At 40.7% G+C, this 20,224-nt stretch carries 16 protein-coding genes; all 16 read left to right on the top strand.

Going from position 1 to position 20,224, the window contains the following annotated elements:
• Positions 1-316: 316 nt before the first annotated feature.
• The 16 genes from QMF37_RS08695 to recA all read left to right on the top strand — a co-directional run bounded on the left by QMF37_RS08695 (position 317) and on the right by recA (position 20,068).
• A complete protein-coding gene (locus tag QMF37_RS08695; RefSeq protein WP_283477891.1) occupies positions 317-1,354 on the top strand; it encodes an aspartate-semialdehyde dehydrogenase in 1,038 nt (345 codons plus the stop codon).
• Between the two features lie 126 nt (positions 1,355-1,480).
• A complete protein-coding gene (locus QMF37_RS08690) occupies positions 1,481-3,148 on the top strand; it encodes a ribonuclease J (RefSeq protein ID WP_071153816.1) in 1,668 nt (555 codons plus the stop codon).
• Between the two features lie 77 nt (positions 3,149-3,225).
• A complete protein-coding gene (locus tag QMF37_RS08685) occupies positions 3,226-5,562 on the top strand; it encodes an FtsK/SpoIIIE family DNA translocase (protein ID WP_283477884.1) in 2,337 nt (778 codons plus the stop codon).
• Positions 5,563-5,737: 175 nt separating this feature from the next.
• The gene (locus QMF37_RS08680; RefSeq protein WP_078080551.1) at positions 5,738-6,466 is read left to right on the top strand and encodes a GntR family transcriptional regulator; all 729 of its coding nucleotides are present in this window, start codon (positions 5,738-5,740) and stop codon (positions 6,464-6,466) included.
• A 47-nt stretch (positions 6,467-6,513) separates the two neighbouring features.
• Positions 6,514-7,587 (top strand): BMP family lipoprotein, encoded by a 1,074-nt coding sequence (locus QMF37_RS08675; RefSeq protein WP_071153817.1) that lies wholly within the window; start codon positions 6,514-6,516, stop codon positions 7,585-7,587.
• Between the two features lie 172 nt (positions 7,588-7,759).
• Positions 7,760-9,319 carry an ABC transporter ATP-binding protein gene (locus QMF37_RS08670; RefSeq protein WP_283477879.1) on the top strand — a complete coding sequence of 520 codons (1,560 nt, stop codon included), beginning with the start codon at positions 7,760-7,762 and terminating at the stop codon, positions 9,317-9,319.
• Positions 9,309-10,358 (top strand): ABC transporter permease, encoded by a 1,050-nt coding sequence (locus QMF37_RS08665; protein WP_058384964.1) that lies wholly within the window; start codon positions 9,309-9,311, stop codon positions 10,356-10,358. The genes QMF37_RS08670 and QMF37_RS08665 overlap by 11 nt, the downstream gene beginning before the upstream one ends.
• Before the next feature lies 1 nt (position 10,359).
• Positions 10,360-11,319, top strand: coding sequence for an ABC transporter permease (locus QMF37_RS08660; RefSeq protein ID WP_049693250.1), 960 nt, complete (start codon positions 10,360-10,362; stop codon positions 11,317-11,319).
• Positions 11,320-11,465: 146 nt separating this feature from the next.
• A complete protein-coding gene (gene yfmF / locus QMF37_RS08655) occupies positions 11,466-12,740 on the top strand; it encodes an EF-P 5-aminopentanol modification-associated protein YfmF (protein WP_071154157.1) in 1,275 nt (424 codons plus the stop codon).
• Entirely contained in the window at positions 12,733-14,034 is a 1,302-nt protein-coding gene (gene yfmH, locus QMF37_RS08650; protein ID WP_283477873.1) for an EF-P 5-aminopentanol modification-associated protein YfmH, read from the top strand. The genes yfmF and yfmH overlap by 8 nt, the downstream gene beginning before the upstream one ends.
• Entirely contained in the window at positions 14,031-14,750 is a 720-nt protein-coding gene (gene ymfI, locus QMF37_RS08645; RefSeq protein WP_283477871.1) for an elongation factor P 5-aminopentanone reductase, read from the top strand. The genes yfmH and ymfI overlap by 4 nt, the downstream gene beginning before the upstream one ends.
• A 490-nt stretch (positions 14,751-15,240) precedes the next feature.
• On the top strand, positions 15,241-16,041 hold the full coding sequence (locus QMF37_RS08640) for a YmfK family protein (RefSeq protein ID WP_058384969.1): 801 nt from the start codon (positions 15,241-15,243) through the stop codon (positions 16,039-16,041).
• Between the two features lie 17 nt (positions 16,042-16,058).
• Complete coding sequence (locus QMF37_RS08635; protein WP_283477868.1) at positions 16,059-16,916, top strand: helix-turn-helix domain-containing protein; 858 nt, start codon at positions 16,059-16,061, stop codon at positions 16,914-16,916.
• Positions 16,917-16,966: 50 nt separating this feature from the next.
• Entirely contained in the window at positions 16,967-17,545 is a 579-nt protein-coding gene (gene pgsA / locus QMF37_RS08630; protein WP_071154160.1) for a CDP-diacylglycerol--glycerol-3-phosphate 3-phosphatidyltransferase, read from the top strand.
• A 24-nt stretch (positions 17,546-17,569) separates the two neighbouring features.
• Positions 17,570-18,823 (top strand): competence/damage-inducible protein A, encoded by a 1,254-nt coding sequence (locus tag QMF37_RS08625; protein ID WP_058384972.1) that lies wholly within the window; start codon positions 17,570-17,572, stop codon positions 18,821-18,823.
• 174 nt (positions 18,824-18,997) lie between these two features.
• On the top strand, positions 18,998-20,068 hold the full coding sequence (gene recA, locus QMF37_RS08620; protein WP_058384973.1) for a recombinase RecA: 1,071 nt from the start codon (positions 18,998-19,000) through the stop codon (positions 20,066-20,068).
• Positions 20,069-20,224 lie beyond the last annotated feature (156 nt).

Genomic DNA, 20,224 nt, shown 5'->3' with positions numbered 1-20,224 from the left:
CCCCAAAAAAGGGAGGCTAGTTGGCGTTCTTAGTTATCACCATTTCCGATATTCCCCTAATTCAAACCCCCATATCGTACAAATTTAATGGGCATACTCCACGTTATTTCTTAAGTTGACAGCTATGGGCTGAAGCTGAGCCCACGGAAAGCGAAGTGGCCAGCCCAGTTGGAAATTATGCATTACTATTCAGTTTAATAAGACTTTGTCTACAGTCTGAAGCTTCTTTAGTTTAAGGAAGCTTTTTTGTGTTTTCTATTCCTTTAGCAGACTAAATTATGTTACAATAATTCAAATCATCATTGAAGGAGCGAATATTGTGAAAACGTATAATGTAGCAATTATGGGAGCAACTGGAGCAGTTGGCCAGCAAATGAAAGAGCAATTGGAAAAACGGGATTTCCCGATAAAAGATATCGTCTTTTTGTCTTCGAGCCGTTCTGCCGGAAAAGAAATTGAGTTTAAAAGGAAAACTTTTACAGTTCAAGAAGCGAAACCTGAATCGTTTAAAGGGATAGACATTGCATTGTTCAGCGCAGGTGGCAGTATTTCAGAGGAATTTGCACCTGAAGCCGTTAAACGAGGAGCAATTGTTATTGATAACACCAGCGCATTCCGAATGGACAAAGACGTGCCATTAGTTGTGCCAGAGGTAAACAAAAGCGATCTGGGTCTTCACAAAGGAATCATTGCCAATCCAAACTGTTCAACGATCCAAATGGTTTGTGCGTTGCAACCGTTAAAAGAACAGTTTGGAATGACCAAAGTTGTAGTTTCGACTTATCAAGCTGTTTCTGGAGCCGGCATCGGTGCAATTAACGAATTAAAAGCACAGGCAGCTGATTTTGACAACGCAAAAGATGCACAAGCCGAAATGCTACCAGTTAAATCGGCAAAAAATCATTACCCGATTGCCTTTAATGTGATTCCCCAGATTGATCAATTTGCTGATAATGGTTATACATTAGAAGAAATGAAAATGATCAATGAAACTAAAAAAATTATGCATGACGATTCTTTAGCCGTAGCAGCCACGTGTGTACGTCTGCCAGTAGTCACAGGCCATTCTGAATCAGTGTATGTAGAACTATCGCGTGCAGCGACTATCGCACAGGTTAAACAAGCGATTAAAGACGCACCAGGTGTTGAATTGATGGATGACCCATCAAATCAAATTTATCCCATGCCATTAATGGCTGCGGGCCTAGATGAAGTGTTTGTCGGACGTATTCGTCAGGATTTAGACAATCCAAATGGCTTTCATTTGTGGATAGTTGCAGACAATCTAGTTAAAGGGGCAGCCTTGAATTCTGTTCAGATTGCTGAAGCGCTAATCGAAGAAAATGTTATTTGATAGAAGTTACAGACCCCTAAAACAAGCCGATCATCCTCGGTTTGTTTTTTTCTTTGGACTGTTTCCGGTCATTCCCGTATAATGAAGTCTATGGATGCGTACGGGTGAATTTTAGGAGGAAATAAATTGAGTAAAATTAAAAATGAAGTAATAAGAGTTATCCCTTTAGGCGGCGTCGGCGAAATCGGCAAAGCAATGTATGTAATAGAAATTGATGAAGATTTATTTGTTGTAGATAGCGGATTGATGTTCCCAGAAGATGAGATGCTAGGTGTTGACATCGTCATTCCGGATATGACATTCCTAGAAGAAAACAAAGACCGTGTAAAGGGAGTTTTTCTGACTCACGGTCATGAAGATGCGATTGGATCAATCGCTTATCTAATGAAAAAGATTCAAGCACCAGTTTATGGATCAAAATTAACAATTGCGTTAGCTAAAGAACATATTAAAGAACAAGGCTCTTTAAAACATGTGAAGTTTTTTGAAGTGACCAATAAAAGCCGGATGAACTTTGATAAAACACATGTAACGTTTTTCCATACGACACATAGTATTCCTGATGCACTTGGAATCGTCTTCCACACATCAGAAGGTGCCATCGTGCATACGGGTGAATTTAAATTTGATCAGTCGGCTAAAGGAAGTTACAAGCCAGATATCGCAAAAATGGCAAAACTTGGAGAAGACGGCGTTTTAATGCTGTTGTCTGATTCAACTGAAGCTGAGCGTCCAGGGTACACAACTTCTGAAATCGTGGTTGCTGATCATATTTTATCAGCATTCCTAGCTGCAGAAGGTCGTGTACTGGTATCTCTGTATTCATCAAACTTTATTCGTATTCAGCAAGTATTTGACATCGCAGCAACTACAGGTAAAAAAGTAGCGGTAGCTGGTAGAAGTCTTGAAAATAGTTATGAAGTTGGATTGCGTCTTGGCTATTTAACCGTTCATGAAGATGTTGTAATCTCCTTAAAAGATTTGGAAAACTACCGTGATGACGAAGTTGTGATTATCGTTACAGGTAACCAAGGTGAACCACTGGAAGCCTTGGACAAAATGGTTCGTAAACAACACAAAGACGTTAAAATTAAAGAAACCGACACAGTATTAATTACATTCACACCATCACCCGGTATGGAAGTTCCTATGTTCCAAACAATGAACAAACTGGCAAAAGCCGGTGCAAACGTATTAACTGCAAGTAAGAAAGTCCACGTATCAGGACATGGTAGTCAAGAAGACTTGAAAATGATGCTCAATATGATGAAACCTAAGTATTTCATTCCGATTCAAGGTGAATACAAAATGCTAATCGCGCACTCTAAATTAGCTCAACAAGTTGGGTTGCATAAGTCTGAGATCTTTATTGCTGACAAAGGGGACATCGTCGAATACAAAGGCGGCAAAGTTCGGATGAGTGGACGTGTTACTGCTGGAAATGTCTTAATCGATGGAATCGGCATTGGCGACGTAGGAAACATCGTTCTACGTGATCGTAAATTATTGTCGCAAGATGGTATTTTTATCGTCGTGGTTACGTTAAACCGCAAAGAAAAGAAAATTGCATCAGGTCCGGAAATGATTTCACGCGGCTTTGTCTATGTTCGTGAATCAGAGGAATTGATGGAAGAATCGACAAGACTTGTTCGAAAAGTCGTTGAAAAATACGTTACGAGAGACGCATTCGAGTGGAACAATATTAAACAAGAAATTCGTGATACATTGAATTCTTACTTGTTCCAACAAACAAAACGTCGTCCAATGATTATCCCAATTATTATGGAATACTAAGAAAAAAGTAGAAGGATTTCCATACCGATTTAATCGGCGGAAATCCTTTTTCGATTATGAAGAAATGAGGGATTGCAATGAACAGGGCTCGTGTAACGACGAAAGCGAAATCCAAAGCGAGAGCAAAAGTAAAACCTAAAACAAAGTCTAAAAATAGAAAGAGACAGCCCATGCCAATGATTGCTTATGAAGTGATTGGCTTAGTATTAGTAGGGGTTGCGATATTGATGACATTCCAGCTTGGGGTTATTGGCAAAATGTTTTACAATATGGCCGAGTTTTTAGTGGGCTATATGGCCTTTCTACTACCGTTAGTGCTTATCTATCTGGCAATTTATGTGATGGTCAAGCGGAAATGGCCAAAGCCAAGAATGAAAGTGGCATTTGGTTCTGCATTTGTCTTAATTGGTATTTTGCTAATCTGTCATTTAATCTGGGCAGCTGGCACTATTTTGCCGATTACTTCATCAAATGTCATCGACGAAACAATTCGTACAACAAAAATGACGGGCACTGTTTGGAATAGTTATTTGGCAACTGGAGGTGGCCTCATTGGTGCGCTGTTGTACGCACTCTTGCATGTGTTAGTTGATACAGCTGGCACATGGATTGTCGCAATTATTTTACTGTCGATCGGGGCGATTATTTTAACGGGAAAAGCAGCCGCACCGTTTATTGCAGAAAAAATACCGAGTGCACGTCCAGCTATCGATGCGTTAATGAATCGTTTCCAACAGGCCAAACCCAAAAAAGTACGCACTCCGCGTAAAAAGTCGGAGGCTGAACAAGTATTAGAAATCAATGAATCATTGGCTTATGAAGAAGAGGATGAACAAGAAGATCTTCTATACCGACCAAAACAACAAGAGCCGATTATTTCAGCCTTTACCGAAAATGTAAAACCGAGACAGACGGAGGCACCACAACAGCCTGCTAAGGAAATGAAAACAGCAGACGTTCAGTTATTATCGACGGCAGAAGAACTAGAAAATGAAGAATATCAGCTGCCGCCTCTTAGCTTGTTGACCCTGCCGCCGCATCACGACCAAAGCGGAGAATATTCAGGCATACAAAAAAATGCTAAGAAACTCGAAAAAACGTTCCAAAGTTTTGGTGTGCGGGCAAAAGTGACACAAGTGCATTTAGGACCAGCAGTGACAAAATATGAGGTGTTGCCGGATACCGGTGTGAAAGTAAGCAAGATAGTTAGTTTGCATGATGATTTGGCGTTAGCTTTAGCTGCACGTGATATTCGAATTGAAGCACCCATTCCAGGTAAATCAGCAATCGGTATCGAAGTGCCAAACTCGGAAGTTTCAATAGTTAGCTTGCGTGAAGTATTAGAATCAGAAGAGAACAACAAGCCGGATGCCAAACTATTGTTCGCTTTAGGTAGAGATGTGACAGGACAAGCTGTGATGACCGAATTAAATAAAATGCCACATCTACTAGTTGCTGGTTCGACGGGTAGCGGGAAATCGGTGTGCATTAACGGCATTATCACAAGTATTATTATGCGCGCTAAGCCCCATGAAGTGAAAATGATGATGATCGATCCGAAAATGGTCGAATTGAACGTTTATAATGGGATTCCGCATCTGTTAGCGCCTGTTGTAACGGATCCACGAAAAGCAGCACAAGCGTTAAAGAAAATCGTCTCGGAAATGGAAAGAAGATATGAACTCTTTTCACATACAGGAACACGTAATATTGAAGGCTATAACGAATATGTTCGTGTTTTCAATGAGGAAAATGAAGACAAGCATCCGAAATTACCCTTTATTGTGGTCATCGTCGATGAATTAGCGGATTTGATGATGGTTGCTTCAAATGAAGTGGAAGATGCGATTACACGTCTAGCACAGATGGCGCGCGCTGCTGGGATTCACTTAATCATAGCGACACAGCGTCCAAGTGTTAACGTCATTACGGGCGTTATTAAGGCGAATATTCCGTCGCGTATTGCTTTTGCGGTGTCCTCATCTATTGATTCGCGAACAATTCTCGATATGGGTGGAGCTGAGAAATTACTTGGACGTGGAGATATGCTCTTTCTTGGGGCGGGTCAATCAAAACCTGTGCGTGTTCAAGGGGCATTTTTATCGGATTCAGAAGTTGAAAAAATTGTTGACTTTGTTATTGAACAGCAAAAGGCCCAATACCAAGAAGATATGATTCCGAGTGAAATCGATGAAACGAAAATAGATGAAGAAACAGATGAAATTTATGATGATGCCGTGCAACTCGTTACAGAAATGCAGACAGCATCCGTGTCAATGTTGCAGCGCCGCTTCCGTGTCGGCTATTCTCGAGCCGCTAGAATTATAGATCAAATGGAGCAGCGTGGTGTGGTTGGACCTTATGAAGGTAGTAAGCCACGGACTGTATTAGTTCCAAAGCAGGAAGAATATTGAAGTATTCGAAGGTTTTTGTGATAAAATGATCACTATTTAAGATGACTGTGATGCGAAAATTCGCTGAATTCGACAAATTGCTATTTATTTCGTATCTAATAAGTGGTATAGTAATTTTGATTAGTAGGAATGTTTTACATCAGATGTCTGATCTCTATCATAGGTGGTGAATCGGATGACCATTAAATCAGATCATCGTGCATTGTATCTTCAAGTGATTGATCGAATGAAGCAGGATATTGCTGCAGGCGTCTACAAAGAAAAAGAGAAGTTGCCGTCGGAATTTGAATTGTCAAAAACACTTGGAGTCAGCCGTGCGACTTTGCGAGAAGCGCTACGGTTGTTGGAAGAAGATAATATTATCATCAGACGCCACGGAGTTGGAACATTTGTCAATTCAAAACCCCTATTTTCTTCAGGGATTGAACAATTGACAAGTGTTTCCGATATGATCCGTCAGGCAGGAATGGAACCCGGCGCAATCTACTTGAGCACGTTGGAGAACCTTTCTTCTGAAGAAGATATAAAGCGCTTTCACTGCACCGCCGACGATACTGTTATTACGATTGAACGCGTTCGTACGGCAAACGGAGATCCAGTCGTCTATTGCATAGACAAGGTTCCTGCTGCGTATTTGCCTACAGATTTTTTAGGACGTACTGAAAGTTCCATTTTTAAGGCGATTGAAGAAACAGGGGACATTCATATTTCCTATGCGGTAACGTTTATCGATCCGACTGGTTATCATGAAGAGGCTTCGCCAATTTTAGAATGTGAACCGGAAACAGCATTACTTGTTTTAAAACAGCTCCACTACGATGAGGACGATCGATTGGTGCTTTATTCAAAGAATTACTTTAGAGCTGATAAATTCAGTTTCCATGTAGTTCGAAAACGTGTGTAAAACAGCAAATTCCTGCTAATATCAAAAAAACCTTGGGGGTTATTACATTGACGAAACGTAAATTTGGTTTAGGTTTATCATTAATGCTAGCTGCTGGTACAATGCTAGCTGCTTGCGGAAGCGACGAAGACACAACAACTGACAAGACTGATGAAGGAAAAGGCGGAGAAGAAACAGCTGATTTCTCAGTAGCGATGGTTACAGATGTTGGTGGAGTAGATGATAAATCCTTTAACCAATCTGCTTGGGAAGGGCTACAACAATTTGGCGAAGAAAATGGTCTTAAAAAAGGCGATGGCGGTTTTGACTATCTTCAATCTGCATCTGATGCAGATTACAACACCAACTTGAACAACTTAATCCGTCGTGATTTTGACGTCGTGTACGGTATTGGTTTCCTAATGGAAGGTGCTGTAAAAGAAATTGCTGAACAGCAGCCAGAAGCTCAAATTGCAATCGTTGATGCAGTAGTAGACGCTCCAAACGTTGCAAGTGTCTTGTTTAAAGAACAAGAAGGCGCATTCCTTGCGGGTGTAGCAGCAGCTCTAATGTCAGAAACGAAAAAAATCGGTTTTGTCGGTGGAATGGAAATTCCAGTAATCGAGCGTTTTGAAGCAGGATTCCTTGAAGGCGTTGCAGCAGTAGACGATTCAATTAAAGTCGATGTTCAATACACAGGAGCTTTTGATAAAGCGGAATTAGGTAAAACAACTGCTAACCGTATGTACTCTGCTGGTGCAGATATCATTTTCCACGCAGCTGGCGGTACAGGAAATGGCGTATTCACTGAAGCAAAAGAACGTAAAGAAGCAAATCCTGATGACAATATTTGGGTTATTGGCGTAGATGCTGACCAATACGATGAAGGTCAAACTGGTGACGCTAACGTTACTTTAACTTCGGTATTAAAACGTGTGGATACAGCCGTTATCAACATTTCTGAACAAGCGATGGCAGGCGAATTCCCAGGTGGCGAAACAGTTACTTATGGTTTAGCTGATGAAGGTGTAGGTCTTGCTGATTCACGTGGAGCAATCCCTGAAGATGTAATGAAGAAAATTGAAGAATTCCAAAAACAAGTAATCGATGGTGACATTGAAGTTCCAGAAACAGTAAAGTAATAGCTATTTTGTAGCACGGTCATCATAAAGACCGGTTTGACCGGTCTTTATGATTTTTTTTGTCTACAAGCTAGAAATTAATAGATGAAAGGCTTTTTGCAACAGAAGCCTTTCATGTATTAATTAATTAATGAATTTAAAAGAAGTCAGCGATTTTGAGGGAGTGACAACAGTGGAATATGTAATCGAAATGCTGAATATCCGTAAAGAGTTCGGTACATTTGTCGCCAATGACAACATTACGCTGCAACTGGAAAAGGGAGAAATTCATGCATTATTAGGAGAAAATGGTGCGGGTAAATCGACTTTGATGAACGTCTTATTCGGTCTGTATCAGCCAGAAGGTGGAGAAATTCGGGTTCATGGTAAAAAAGTCGATATTTCTAATCCGAATATAGCTAACGATCTCGGAATTGGCATGGTCCACCAGCATTTTATGCTAGTCGAAAATTTTTCTGTTACCGAAAACATTATTTTGGGAAGCGAACCAACTAAATACGGAATTACCAATAAAAAAGACGCCGCTAAAAAAGTTCAAGCCTTATCAGAGCAATACAGTTTGAATGTAGATCCAAACGCTATCATTGAAGACATATCGGTGGGAATGCAGCAACGTGTAGAAATACTGAAAACGCTTTATCGTGGAGCCGAGATTTTGATTTTTGATGAGCCAACAGCTTCATTAACACCTCAGGAAATTCTTGAATTGATTCAAATTATGAAACGATTAGTAGCTGAGGGCAAGTCGATTATTTTGATTACGCATAAACTAAAAGAAATTATGGATGTTTCTGATCGCGTAACAGTTATTCGAAAAGGTAAGGGAATTGGCACAGTTACTACATCAGAAACCAATCCGAACGACCTTGCCTCATTAATGGTCGGTCGCGCAGTGGAATTTACCACGGTAAAAGGAGAAGCTTTCCCGGGTGAAGAAATTTTGGATATTAAAAATTTAGTTGTTCAAGATTACCGCGGAATTGATAAAGTTAAAAGTTTGAATCTGAACGTTCGCAAAGGTGAAATTATGGGGATTGCCGGAATTGATGGCAACGGACAATCTGAACTGATCGAGGCAATTACGGGTCTTCGTAAAGTGAAAAGCGGGACGATTTCTCTCAATGACAAAGATGTTACCAATATGAAACCGCGAAAAGTAACAGAATCGGGCGTTGGACATATTCCTCAAGATCGCCATAAGCACGGACTCATATTGGATTTTCCGATAGGGCATAATATTGCACTTCAAACCTATTATAAAAAACCAATTTCCAAGTCGGGCATTATTGACTACGACAAGATTAATGAAAAAGCCTTGCAAATTATAAAAGATTTTGATGTCCGCACTCAAGGGCCGTCGGAATTGGCAAGATCCTTATCCGGAGGAAATCAACAAAAAGCTATTATTGGCCGAGAAGTTGATCGTGACCCTGATTTACTGATTGCGGCATTACCGACCAGGGGATTGGACGTAGGTGCAATTGAATTTATTCATAGTCGTTTGATTGAACAACGGGATAACGGTAAGGCAGTTTTGTTGATTTCGTTCGAGTTGGATGAAGTGATGAACGTTTCAGATCGTATTGCGGTTATTCACGACGGTGAAATCGTGGATATTGTAATACCAGAAAGTACTACTGAGCAAGAACTAGGCTTGTTAATGGCGGGTCATACAGTCGATAAAAAGCAACAGGATTTGACGAAGAAAGGTGAGAATCAGCATGTCGAATAGAGCGACGAATATTCTGGTCCCCGTCATTTCCGTTATTTTAGGCCTCTTGGTCGGAGCGGTGATTATGCTAGTAAGTGGTTACGATCCACTTGAAGGCTATGCTGCTCTGTGGAACGGGATTTTTGGAGACTTGTATACAATAGGTGAAACGGTTCGACAAATCACTCCTTATCTACTAGCAGGTCTTGCGGTAGCATTTGCGTTTCGTTCAGGGCTTTTTAACATTGGTGTTGAAGGACAATTGATTGTTGGCTGGTTTGCAGCAGCATATGTAGGCGTAGCAGTAGAATTGCCAAAAATTATTCATTTGCCTCTAGCCATTTTAGCTGCAGCGGTAGCTGGCGCATTATGGGGATTTGTACCGGGACTGTTAAAAGCAAAATTCCATGTTCATGAAGTAATCGTCACAATTATGATGAACTATATTGCTTTACACGTATCCAATGCATTAATTCGTACAGTTTCTGATGGTGGTGACCGTACGGAAAATATTTTTGCAAGTGCTTCTTTACGTTCTGATTTTTTAGAAGAACTGACGGATTTCTCTCGTTTACATTACGGAATCATTATTGCCTTGGCGATGGTGGGTGTCATGTGGTTTATTTTAGAAAAAACTACACTGGGCTTTGAACTAAAAGCAGTTGGTTTTAACCAAAACGCTTCTCAATATGCAGGGATGAATGTCAATAAAAACATCATTTTGGCCATGGTTATTTCTGGGGCATTTGCTGGACTTGCAGGTGCTATGGAAGCTCTTGGAACATTTGAGTATGTATCCTCTAAAGGTGGCTTTACTGGCATCGGCTTTGACGGGATTGCAGTAGCATTACTTGGTTTGAATACACCACTTGGTGTGGTATTTGGTGCTACGTTGTTTGGCTCGCTAAAATACGGAGCGTTAAATATGCCAAATGCGGCCGGTATTCCAATTGAAATTGTAGAAATTGTTATTGCAGTGATTATCTTCTTTGTAGCATCTGGTTACATTATTCGTTTGCTGTTGCTCCGTGCAGCAGCTAAGAAGAAGGAGGCGAAGTAATATGAGTTTCCTTGACGTTCTATATTTCATCGTTCCTTCAGCGATTTTCTATGCTGCGCCACTTATTTTAGTGGCGATAGGCGGAGTCTTTTCGGAAAAATCTGGAGTCGTGAACATCGGTCTCGAAGGATTGATGGTCATCGGCGCATTTGTCGGGATCCTGTTTAACTTATTGTTTGCTGATACATTTGGCGGAGCGACACCGTGGCTTGCGTTGGTCGCGGCTATGTTAGCGGCGTTGCTGTTATCGCTCTTGCACGCGGTTGCATCGATTTCGTTCCGCGCAGACCAAGTAGTCTCTGGGGTTGCCATTAACTTGTTAGCAGCAGCATTATCAATTTACTTAGTGAAAAGTATTTTTGGAAAAGGTCAAACCGATTTCATCACAGAACGTTTCTCGCGTTACAACGTACCTTTTTTATCAGATATTCCAGTCATTGGACCTTTGTTATTTAAATCGGTATATAATACCTCATTCTTTGCGATTGCAGTAGCGTTTGTTGCATGGTTTGTTATTTACAAAACACCTTTTGGCTTGCGTCTTCGCGCAGTTGGAGAACATCCAATGGCCGCAGACACGATGGGCATTAATGTTACGAGAATGCGTTATGTTGCCGTTATGATTTCCGGGGCTTTAGCAGGTATCGGTGGTGCCATTTATTCGCAAACCATTACAAATGATTTTGGACATGCAACGATTAACGGACAAGGATTTATGGCGTTAGCTGCGATGATTTTTGGGAAATGGCATCCACTTGGGGCTATGGGAGCTGCTTTGTTCTTTGGGTTTGCTCAATCGTTAAGTATTGTCGGTTCGCGCATTCCGTATATTTCAGAAATTCCAAACGTCTTCTTGTTAATCTTGCCGTATGTCTTAACAATTATCGCGTTAGCTGGCTTTATTGGCCGTGCCAATGCACCGTTAGCCAATGGTAAACCTTACATTAAAGGACAACGATAAGACTTTCAAAAGAGCCGTCAGTTGCGATGGCTCTTTTTTTATGCACATAAATACGGTTAGTATTTAGTACCTGCGCTTTTCTTTATTTGCAATTAACGGAAAAAGTTCGGTATAGTTAAGATATGAACGACGAGAGGGGATTCTACATGTTTGAAACCATTAATATCGCTAAAGGCGTGAATGTACACGTTAATGAAACGACACAGTTTAAAACGATAAATTTTTCAATCAAATTTAAAGATAAACTAACGGAGGAAAAAGCGTCTGCCCGCTCGATTTTGGCAAACGTTTTGCAGCATAGTAACGAGGTTTATCCTTCGCACACTGCACTTCGTATGGTATTGGATGATCTTTACGGAACTTCTCTTTACATAGACTCCTCAAAACGAGGCAACGAACATGTTGTGACCTTGAATGTTGAAACGGTTAATGATCAATACCTTTCTGAAAAAGGTGTACTTGAGAAAGTACTGAACTTGATGTATATCGTTCTATTCAAACCTAATGTTGAAAATGATTTATTTAAAGAGTCTATTTTTATACGGGAAAAACATTCGATTGTTCAACGCATTGAATCGGTGTTTGATGACAAGACACGCTATGCACAGCAGCGCATGATGGAGCTCGCTTTGCCGAACCACCCTGCTTCGATTACATCAAACGGCACGATTCAAGCAGTAGAAGCGGTTACGAACGAGCAATTAGTTGCTGAATACCAAGAAATGCTCACTCAAAATGAAATTGAAATTTATGCAGTAGGCGATGTAAAGCCGGAAATGATCGCGTCATACATCCGTGAGTTTTTCCATTTTAAAGATCGTGAAAAAGCAATTGCTGTGGCTCCAATGGAATTGGTTAAGCCTGAGCAGTCACGTGTCCTTGAACACGAAGACATGAAGCAAGGCAAACTGCATATGGCATTCTTTACACCAATTACATTCCGTCACGAAAAATTCCCGGTTATGCAATTGATGAACGGTGTTTTTGGTGGCTATGCGCACTCAAAGCTATTTGTAAATATTCGTGAAAAAGAAAGTATGGCGTATTACGTATCCAGTTCTTTTGCTTCACAATTTGGGTTGATGTTCGTTTTAGCAGGCATTGATTCCAAATTAGAAGAAAAAGCTGTGAACTTGGTTTTGGAACAATTAGAAGAAGTCAAAAAAGGCAATATTTCAGATGTTGAACTTGATCAGACAAAAGCGCTGCTCATCAATCAATTAAAAGAAGCACTAGATTCTGCACGTGGACAAATTGAAATATACGATCAGTATATGGAATTGACAGAGTCTTTCGAACCTGAATACATGATTAATAAATGGAAAAACGTAACGAAAGAAGATATTGCAGAAGTCGCTGAGGAATTGTCTTTAGAAATGACTTACTTCCTATCTGGTAAGGAGGATGACACAAATGCATAAAGTTGAATTTGATCAACTAGGTGAAACACTTTTTCATGAAACGCTCGATAACGGTTTAACCGTTTATATTTTGCCGAAAAAAGGATTTTCGAAAACGTTTGCTACATTCACTACAAAATATGGTTCAATTGATAATCATTTTGTACCTCAAGGTGAGACGAAAGCTATTAAAGTACCAGATGGCATCGCGCACTTTTTAGAACATAAAATGTTCGAAAAAGAAGCAGGAGACGTGTTCCAAGAGTTTAGCAAACAAGGCGCTTCAGCAAACGCCTTTACGTCGTTTACGCGCACGGCTTATTTATTCTCCGCAACAGGTGAAATTGACAAAAACGTAAAAACGTTATTGGATTTTGTGCAAAGCCCGTACTTTACAGAAAAAACGGTAGAAAAAGAAAAAGGCATTATTGCACAAGAAATCACAATGTACGACGATCAGCCGGATTGGCGCTTGTATTTTGGGATTATCGAAAACTTGTATAAAAACCATCCGGTTAAAATTGACATTGCAGGAACAGTGGAATCGATTCAAGACATCACAGCAGAACATTTGTATACATGCTACAACACGTTTTACCATCCATCAAATATGATTTTATTTATCGTTGGAAATGTGGATGCGGAACAAATGATGACTTTAGTAAAAGAAGACCAAGCACAAAAAACGTTTGCAGAACCAACTGAAATCGAACGTATGTATCCACAAGAGCCAAAAGAAGTAGCGATTAAAGAACGCGTGTTAGAAATGAGCGTTCAGAAGCCAAAAGTTTTCTATGGTTTGAAGCCGGAGAAACTCGATATGATTGGACCTGAGATGTTGAAGCACGAACTAGCTGCTCAACTTGCGTATGAATTGTTGTTTGGACGCACATCGGATTTTTATCACGAAGCGTACGAAAATGATTGGATCGATGAATCGTATTCGTTTGATTATTCGTTAGAAAGTGGCTTTGGCTATGCTTTGATTGGTTCCGACACTCATAAACCCGAAACGTTCATTAAAGAAGTTAAACACACGCTTCAAAATGCTGTTGAAAAATGGCCTTTTGGACAAGATGATCTGGATCGTGTTCGCCGCAAAAAAATCGGCTTTTTCTTAAGAGCATTAAACTCACCAGAATACATTGCGAATCAATTCACGAATTATGCATTTAATGAAATGAATTTGTTTGATGTAGTTCCTGTACTTGAAGAGTTAGAAGTTGCTGATCTTCAACAGGCATTTGCTTTGGTTAGCCACGAGTCTCAGCATTCTGTTTTCACGATTATGCCTTCGAAAAAGGATGCAGAGTGAAAAAGTTTGCTGTGCTGTTAGGGGCATCTGGTGAAATTGGTGAAAGCATTGCGCAGCAGTTGGCAGAGAGTGGTTGGTCTTTATACTTACACTGGAATACCAATTCGACAGCTCCACTCGCCCAGCACTTGGCAACACGTTACCCTGCGCAGGAATTTATAACAGTGCAGGCTGACTTTGCTAGTGAAGAAGGTGCGCAGCAGCTTACTGACAACGTCTTTGATGCGTCGTGTGTTATTGTTGCGAGCGGTCAATCGCTGATGAAGATGTTGATTGATACTTCGGACCAAGACATGAATTCACTATGGCAAGTCCATGTGAAAAATCCAATCGCAGCGATTCGTTCAATTTCTTCATTTTTTCATCGCTACGATCGATCTTACGTGGTCTTTATTGCTTCCATTTGGGGGGAGGTAGGTGCTTCCATGGAAACCATGTATTCATCTGTAAAAGGTGCGCAACTCTCCTTTGTGAAAGCGTATGCCAAAGAAATGGCACCATCAGGAACACGTGTTAATGCCGTGTCACCTGGATTTATCCAGACGAAAATGAATGCTGTATTTTCTGTAGAAGAGTTGCGAGAAATTGAGGAAGAGATTCCACTTGGTCTCGGTGCTCCGCAGGACATAGCGAATGCGGTAGATTTTTTAGTTAATGGGAAAGCGGATTATATGACAGGTCAAACGTTGCGAGTGAATGGTGGCTGGTTAATATAATGGCCTTTTCAGGCTTTTCCGTAACTATATGCTCTTTTTTGTTAAAGACAATTCAGCTAGTATATTAACTGAGGATGTCAAACGTAAGAAAGTGGTTTTCAACTATAGGTGTTGAATGAAAAAAGTCGACTTTTTTACACCGCTTCGGCCGCTTTGGGCATAGCTTCTTACTTAGCACTGGCACGTGGACGTGCCAGTGCTAAGTAACTCGTTAAGTAAGAAGGGAGTAATTTTTTTCGTTGTTGTCTAAAAGATATGGCGCGAGCCCTTGGCAACTGGCACCGCGACGTTCTGTCATGCCAGTTGCATGTCCCATATCCTCTGATCCCGAAAGCACAGCTGTTTTGCGAAACATCAACAAGTGAAAATCATTCGTTCAACCTACGTTGGCCAAACACTCTATCTATTGCAGTATACTTTTCGCTAGAGAGCAGAAATTTAACGCGTATAGCTTTTAGGAAGTTCTATATGGAGAAAGGACGGATAGTGCATGAAAGAATGGTATTTTGAATATGAAATCCAAGTTAACCGTCCCGGTCTGCTTGGCGATATCGCTTCTCTACTGGGAATGTTGCGGGTAAATATCGTGACGATAAATGGTGTAGATCAAGGTCGTCGCGGCATGCTGTTACGTGCAGAACATGACGTACAGTTAGAGCGCTTTGAACAAATTTTATCAACTATCGATACGATTGCTGTAACAAAGTTCCGTGAACCGAAGCTACGCGATATATTGGCGGTGCGACACGGCAGATATATTCAGCGAGATGCTGACGATCGTAAAACGTTTCGCTTTGTGCGTGACGAATTAGGATTGCTGGTGGATTTTATGGCAGAAATTTTTAAGCAAGAAGGTCACAAATTAGTTGGACTCAGAGGCATGCCTCGTGTGGGGAAAACGGAGTCAATCGTGGCTGCAAGCGTTAGCGCCAATAAAAAATGGATTTTCTTATCTTCTACCATGATTAAGCAAACGGTTCGAAATCAGTTGATGGGTGATGAGCATAACGACAACAACATCTTCATCTTAGACGGTATTGTTACACGCCGCTCAGCTGATGAACGTCATATGCAATTGGTTCGGGAAATGATGCGTATGCCAACGATTAAAGTAGTAGAGCATCCGGATAAGTTTGTCGAGCAATCAGAATATAGCATTGATGATTTTGATTATATTATTGAACTACGTCACCATCCGGAAGAAAAAATTACGTATGAAGTATTGGAGAAAAATACGTTCATGGATGAGAAATCACAAGGAAATATGTTTGGCGATGGATTCAACTTTTAAGTAGGTAGGTGATTGTTTTGAGTGACTTGGGTACTCGGCTGAAACAAGCCAGAATCGCCAAAGGGTTTAGTTTAGAAGATTTACAGGACTTGACCAAGATACAAAAGCGTTACTTGGCGGGCATAGAAGATGGGAATCACAGCATGATGCCGGGTACGTTTTATGTACGTGCTTTTATCAAGCAGTACGCGGCAGCAGTCGGGCTAAGTGGAGAAGAACTGCTTGAACAGCATAAAGAGGAACTGTCTGCAAATGAACCTGTTGCTCCAAAAGAAATGCCTGATACCTTTACTTCTAGGAGGCGCGCAATTACGCGGACAGCTCCGAGTGAAGCGTATGCTGAAATTATTCCTAAAGTTCTTGTTGCGCTGTTTATTGTTTTGATTCTTGCCGTCGTCTGGTATTTTTATAGTGCTTCGACAAATAGCGATTCAACAAATATACCGACAGAGAGCGATGTCGGTGTTCCCTATGAAGAATCTGTGGCTCCTGTACCAGAAGAAACAGAAAAGGCGACTGCAGAAAAAGAAGAAAAAGAGCCTGAAGTGTCGAAAGCGGTTCTTTCTAGTGGAGAAATTGAGGGAGATACAACCACATACTCATGGCAGGGTCCGTCAAATCCTCAGTTAGAAATAGTGGCTGATGGACCATCTTGGGTTACGGCCACTGATCAAAACCAGAAAGAATTAAGTTCGAGAGCACGAGTGATGCAATCTGGTGAAACAGAAGCAATCGATTTGTCGGAAGTGGATGTTGTTCGGTTACGCTTAGGTGACTATTCGAATATTACATTGCTGTTGAATGGTGAAGAGATTGAGTACAAGCAGCAACTACAAACCCAAAATATCGTTATTCAATTTACAGACGCCGAATAGCCATCTTTAGAGTGGCTATTTTTTACGAAAGTTCGAGAGGAGAAACACTAATGAACATACCAAATCAAATTACCATCTCGAGGATTTTATTGATTCCTGTCTTCATGGTGGTTATGTTGGCCGGTTTTGATTGGGGCACAATGACACTTTTTGGAGCTGAAATGCCCGTTACTCATTTTGTCGGAGGACTTATTTTTATCTTTGCATCGTTAACCGATTGGGTGGATGGCTTTTATGCGCGTAAATATAACCTAGTCACAACTTTCGGCAAATTTTTAGATCCTTTAGCTGATAAACTGTTAGTTTCAGCTGCTTTGATTATTTTAGTTGAACTTGGATTTGCAGCTTCATGGATTGTGATTATTATCATTAGCCGTGAATTTGCCGTTACAGGATTACGTTTAGTATTGGCAGGCGAAGGTGAAGTTGTCGCAGCTGGCGGTTTAGGAAAAATCAAAACCACAGCTCAAATTTTAGCAATTTCTGCTTTGTTGTTACATGATACGATTTTTGTTTTAGTCGGCTTGCCATTCGGTCAAATCATGCTTTATATCGCATTGATTTTCACAGTTTGGTCTGGATGGGATTATTTTTACGCCAACCGCCGCGCCTTAATGACTTCAAAATAAATGAATCCAAAGGGGATTGAATAGATGAACGCAGAAATTATTGCTGTCGGTTCAGAATTGTTATTAGGTCAAATCACCAATACAAATGCTCGTTTTCTATCCAATCATTTAGCAGAACTCGGTATTAATGTGTATTACCACACGGTAGTCGGCGACAATGCCGCTCGTTTGGAAGATGCCATTACTATAGCGGAAAACCGCGCCGACCTTATTTTATTCACAGGTGGGCTTGGTCCAACTAAAGACGATTTGACAAAAGAGTCTATCGCTAAACACCTAGACACAACGCTCGAAATGAATGGAGAAGCTCTCGACTCAATCGTTGCTTTTTTTGAACGTGCAGGGCGTCCAATGACCGAAAACAATAAAAAACAAGCATTGGTTTTAAAAGATAGTGAAGTTCTCGTCAATTATAATGGAATGGCACCAGGTATGATGTACAAAAAAGAAGACCGTGTTTATATCTTATTGCCTGGTCCACCAAAAGAGATGGAGCCCATGTTCCAATTCGAAGCAAAGCCAAAGCTCGCGCATTTATTGAACAAAGCAGATGTCATTTTATCGCATGTATTGCGTTTTTACGGCATCGGTGAAGCTGAACTAGAAGATCGATTGCATTCTATTCTTGATAAGCAAACAAACCCAACGATCGCACCATTGGCAGCAGATGGAGAAGTAACGCTGCGCATTACAGCTAAGACCAATACGACAGAAGAAGCTTGGCAATTGATCAATGGCGCTAGAGATGAAATTTTAGATGTAGTGGGCGATTACCTTTATGGCTACGATAACGATTCGCTAGCTTCCAAAGCAATCGAGCTACTAACTGAACAAGGGAAGACAATTTCAGCAGCAGAAAGTTTAACTGCTGGGCTCTTCCAGTCTGAATTGGCTTCAGTACCAGGTGCGAGTGCAGTGCTATCCGGCGGCGTTATTACCTATAATGAAGAAATGAAAGTTCACCAGCTTGGACTGTCAGCTGAATTGCTTGCTGAATATGGAGTCGTTAGTGAACAAACGGCATTGGCTATGGCAGAAGCTGTACGAGAAAAATTCAAAACGGATATTAGCGTTTCACTGACTGGTGCAGCAGGACCAGATGCACACGGGGATCAGCCAGCAGGTACTGTATGGATAGGCATTGCCACTAAACAAGGTTCTCAGTCATACCGTCTTCAGTTGTCCGGTATGCGCAATACCAATCGTTTGCGGGCTGTTAAATTGGCACTCCATTATGTAATTCGTATATTAACTGAAGAAGACGCACGCAAAATTTAATTTTGCGTGTTTTTTTCTAGTCAAAAATGGGAAATGCTCTATATAAGACATTTAAAAATAAAATTCTGAAAAACAAACACGAATAAACGTTCGCTTTTTTCTTGTGTATTTCTCAATAAGCTAGTATAATAGAGACAGATAGAAAATAGGTTTTCATTTAGAGGAGGATTTCTTTTGAGCGATCGTAAAGCAGCATTAGATATGGCGTTAAAACAAATAGAAAAGCAATTCGGTAAAGGTTCTGTCATGAAATTAGGAGAAAAAACCGACCGTAATATATCATCCGTTTCAAGTGGTTCTTTGGCATTGGATACAGCGTTAGGAATAGGCGGATATCCACGTGGGCGTGTCATTGAAATATACGGCCCGGAAAGTTCAGGTAAAACAACAGTTTCTCTTCATGCTATTGCCGAAGTTCAAGCGACAGGCGGAACAGCAGCATTTATTGATGCAGAGCATGCATTAGATCCTGTTTACGCAAAAAATTTAGGTGTTAACATTGATGAATTATTGCTTTCTCAACCGGATACTGGCGAGCAAGCACTTGAAATTGCCGAAGCACTTGTTCGAAGTGGAGCAGTTGATATCGTCGTTGTCGATTCAGTAGCAGCATTAGTACCAAAAGCTGAAATTGAAGGCGAAATGGGCGATTCTCATATGGGGTTACAGGCACGTTTAATGTCTCAAGCTCTTCGTAAATTGTCTGGTGTCATCAACAAATCAAATACAATCGTTATTTTCATTAACCAAATTCGCGAAAAAATTGGTGTGATGTTCGGTAACCCAGAAACCACTCCTGGTGGTCGTGCGTTGAAATTCTATTCATCTGTCCGTCTAGAAGTCCGTCGTGCAGAAGCATTGAAATCGGGAACTGAAATTATCGGTAACAGAACAAAAATAAAAGTAGTAAAAAACAAAGTAGCTCCACCGTTCCGTACAGCTGAGGTTGATATTATGTACGGAAAAGGAATTTCACGAGAAGGTGAAATTGTCGATATCGGTTCTGACATGGAAATTATTCAAAAGAGCGGTTCATGGTATTCTTATAATGAAGAAAGAATCGGTCAAGGTCGTGAAAATGTTAAGCAATTCTTGCTTAAAAATCCAGAAATTCGCAATGAAATTTCTAATAAAATTCGTGAATCTTCTGGAATGGAAGCAGCAACTTATACAATTGCTGGAAACAAAGATACAGCAGAAGATTTTAACTTGTTGATGGATGAAGACGACTCATCAGGCAAGTAGAATAAGAAAGAAAAAGCCGCAAGCTATGCTTGGCGGCTTTTCTATTGTGTAGCTCCATCGACCAACTCTTCGGTTCGTAAGCTACTTAAGGTTATACAAAAATTGGGCAGCTTAAACCTAAACTGCTCCTGCAGCCTCTTGTGCTTCGTCGCAAAG

It is taken from the genome of Planococcus sp. S3-L1, from assembly GCF_030063085.1.
Taxonomy (GTDB): Bacteria; Bacillota; Bacilli; order Bacillales_A; family Planococcaceae; genus Planococcus; species Planococcus kocurii.
Note: the sequence above shows the minus strand (reverse complement) of the source record. Positions and strands in the feature narration are given on the sequence as shown.

Excerpts from the sequence above, each read along its gene's own strand:
- QMF37_RS08685 (WP_283477884.1), top strand. The coding sequence starts at position 3,226 with ATGAACAGGGCTCGTGTAACGACGAAAGCGAAATCCAAAGCGAGAGCA.
- QMF37_RS08680 (WP_078080551.1), top strand. The coding sequence starts at position 5,738 with ATGACCATTAAATCAGATCATCGTGCATTGTATCTTCAAGTGATTGAT.
- QMF37_RS08665 (WP_058384964.1), top strand. The coding sequence starts at position 9,309 with ATGTCGAATAGAGCGACGAATATTCTGGTCCCCGTCATTTCCGTTATT.
- QMF37_RS08660 (WP_049693250.1), top strand. The coding sequence starts at position 10,360 with ATGAGTTTCCTTGACGTTCTATATTTCATCGTTCCTTCAGCGATTTTC.
- yfmF (WP_071154157.1), top strand. The coding sequence starts at position 11,466 with ATGTTTGAAACCATTAATATCGCTAAAGGCGTGAATGTACACGTTAAT.
- yfmH (WP_283477873.1), top strand. The coding sequence starts at position 12,733 with ATGCATAAAGTTGAATTTGATCAACTAGGTGAAACACTTTTTCATGAA.
- QMF37_RS08640 (WP_058384969.1), top strand. The coding sequence starts at position 15,241 with ATGAAAGAATGGTATTTTGAATATGAAATCCAAGTTAACCGTCCCGGT.
- pgsA (WP_071154160.1), top strand. The coding sequence starts at position 16,967 with ATGAACATACCAAATCAAATTACCATCTCGAGGATTTTATTGATTCCT.
- QMF37_RS08625 (WP_058384972.1), top strand. The coding sequence starts at position 17,570 with ATGAACGCAGAAATTATTGCTGTCGGTTCAGAATTGTTATTAGGTCAA.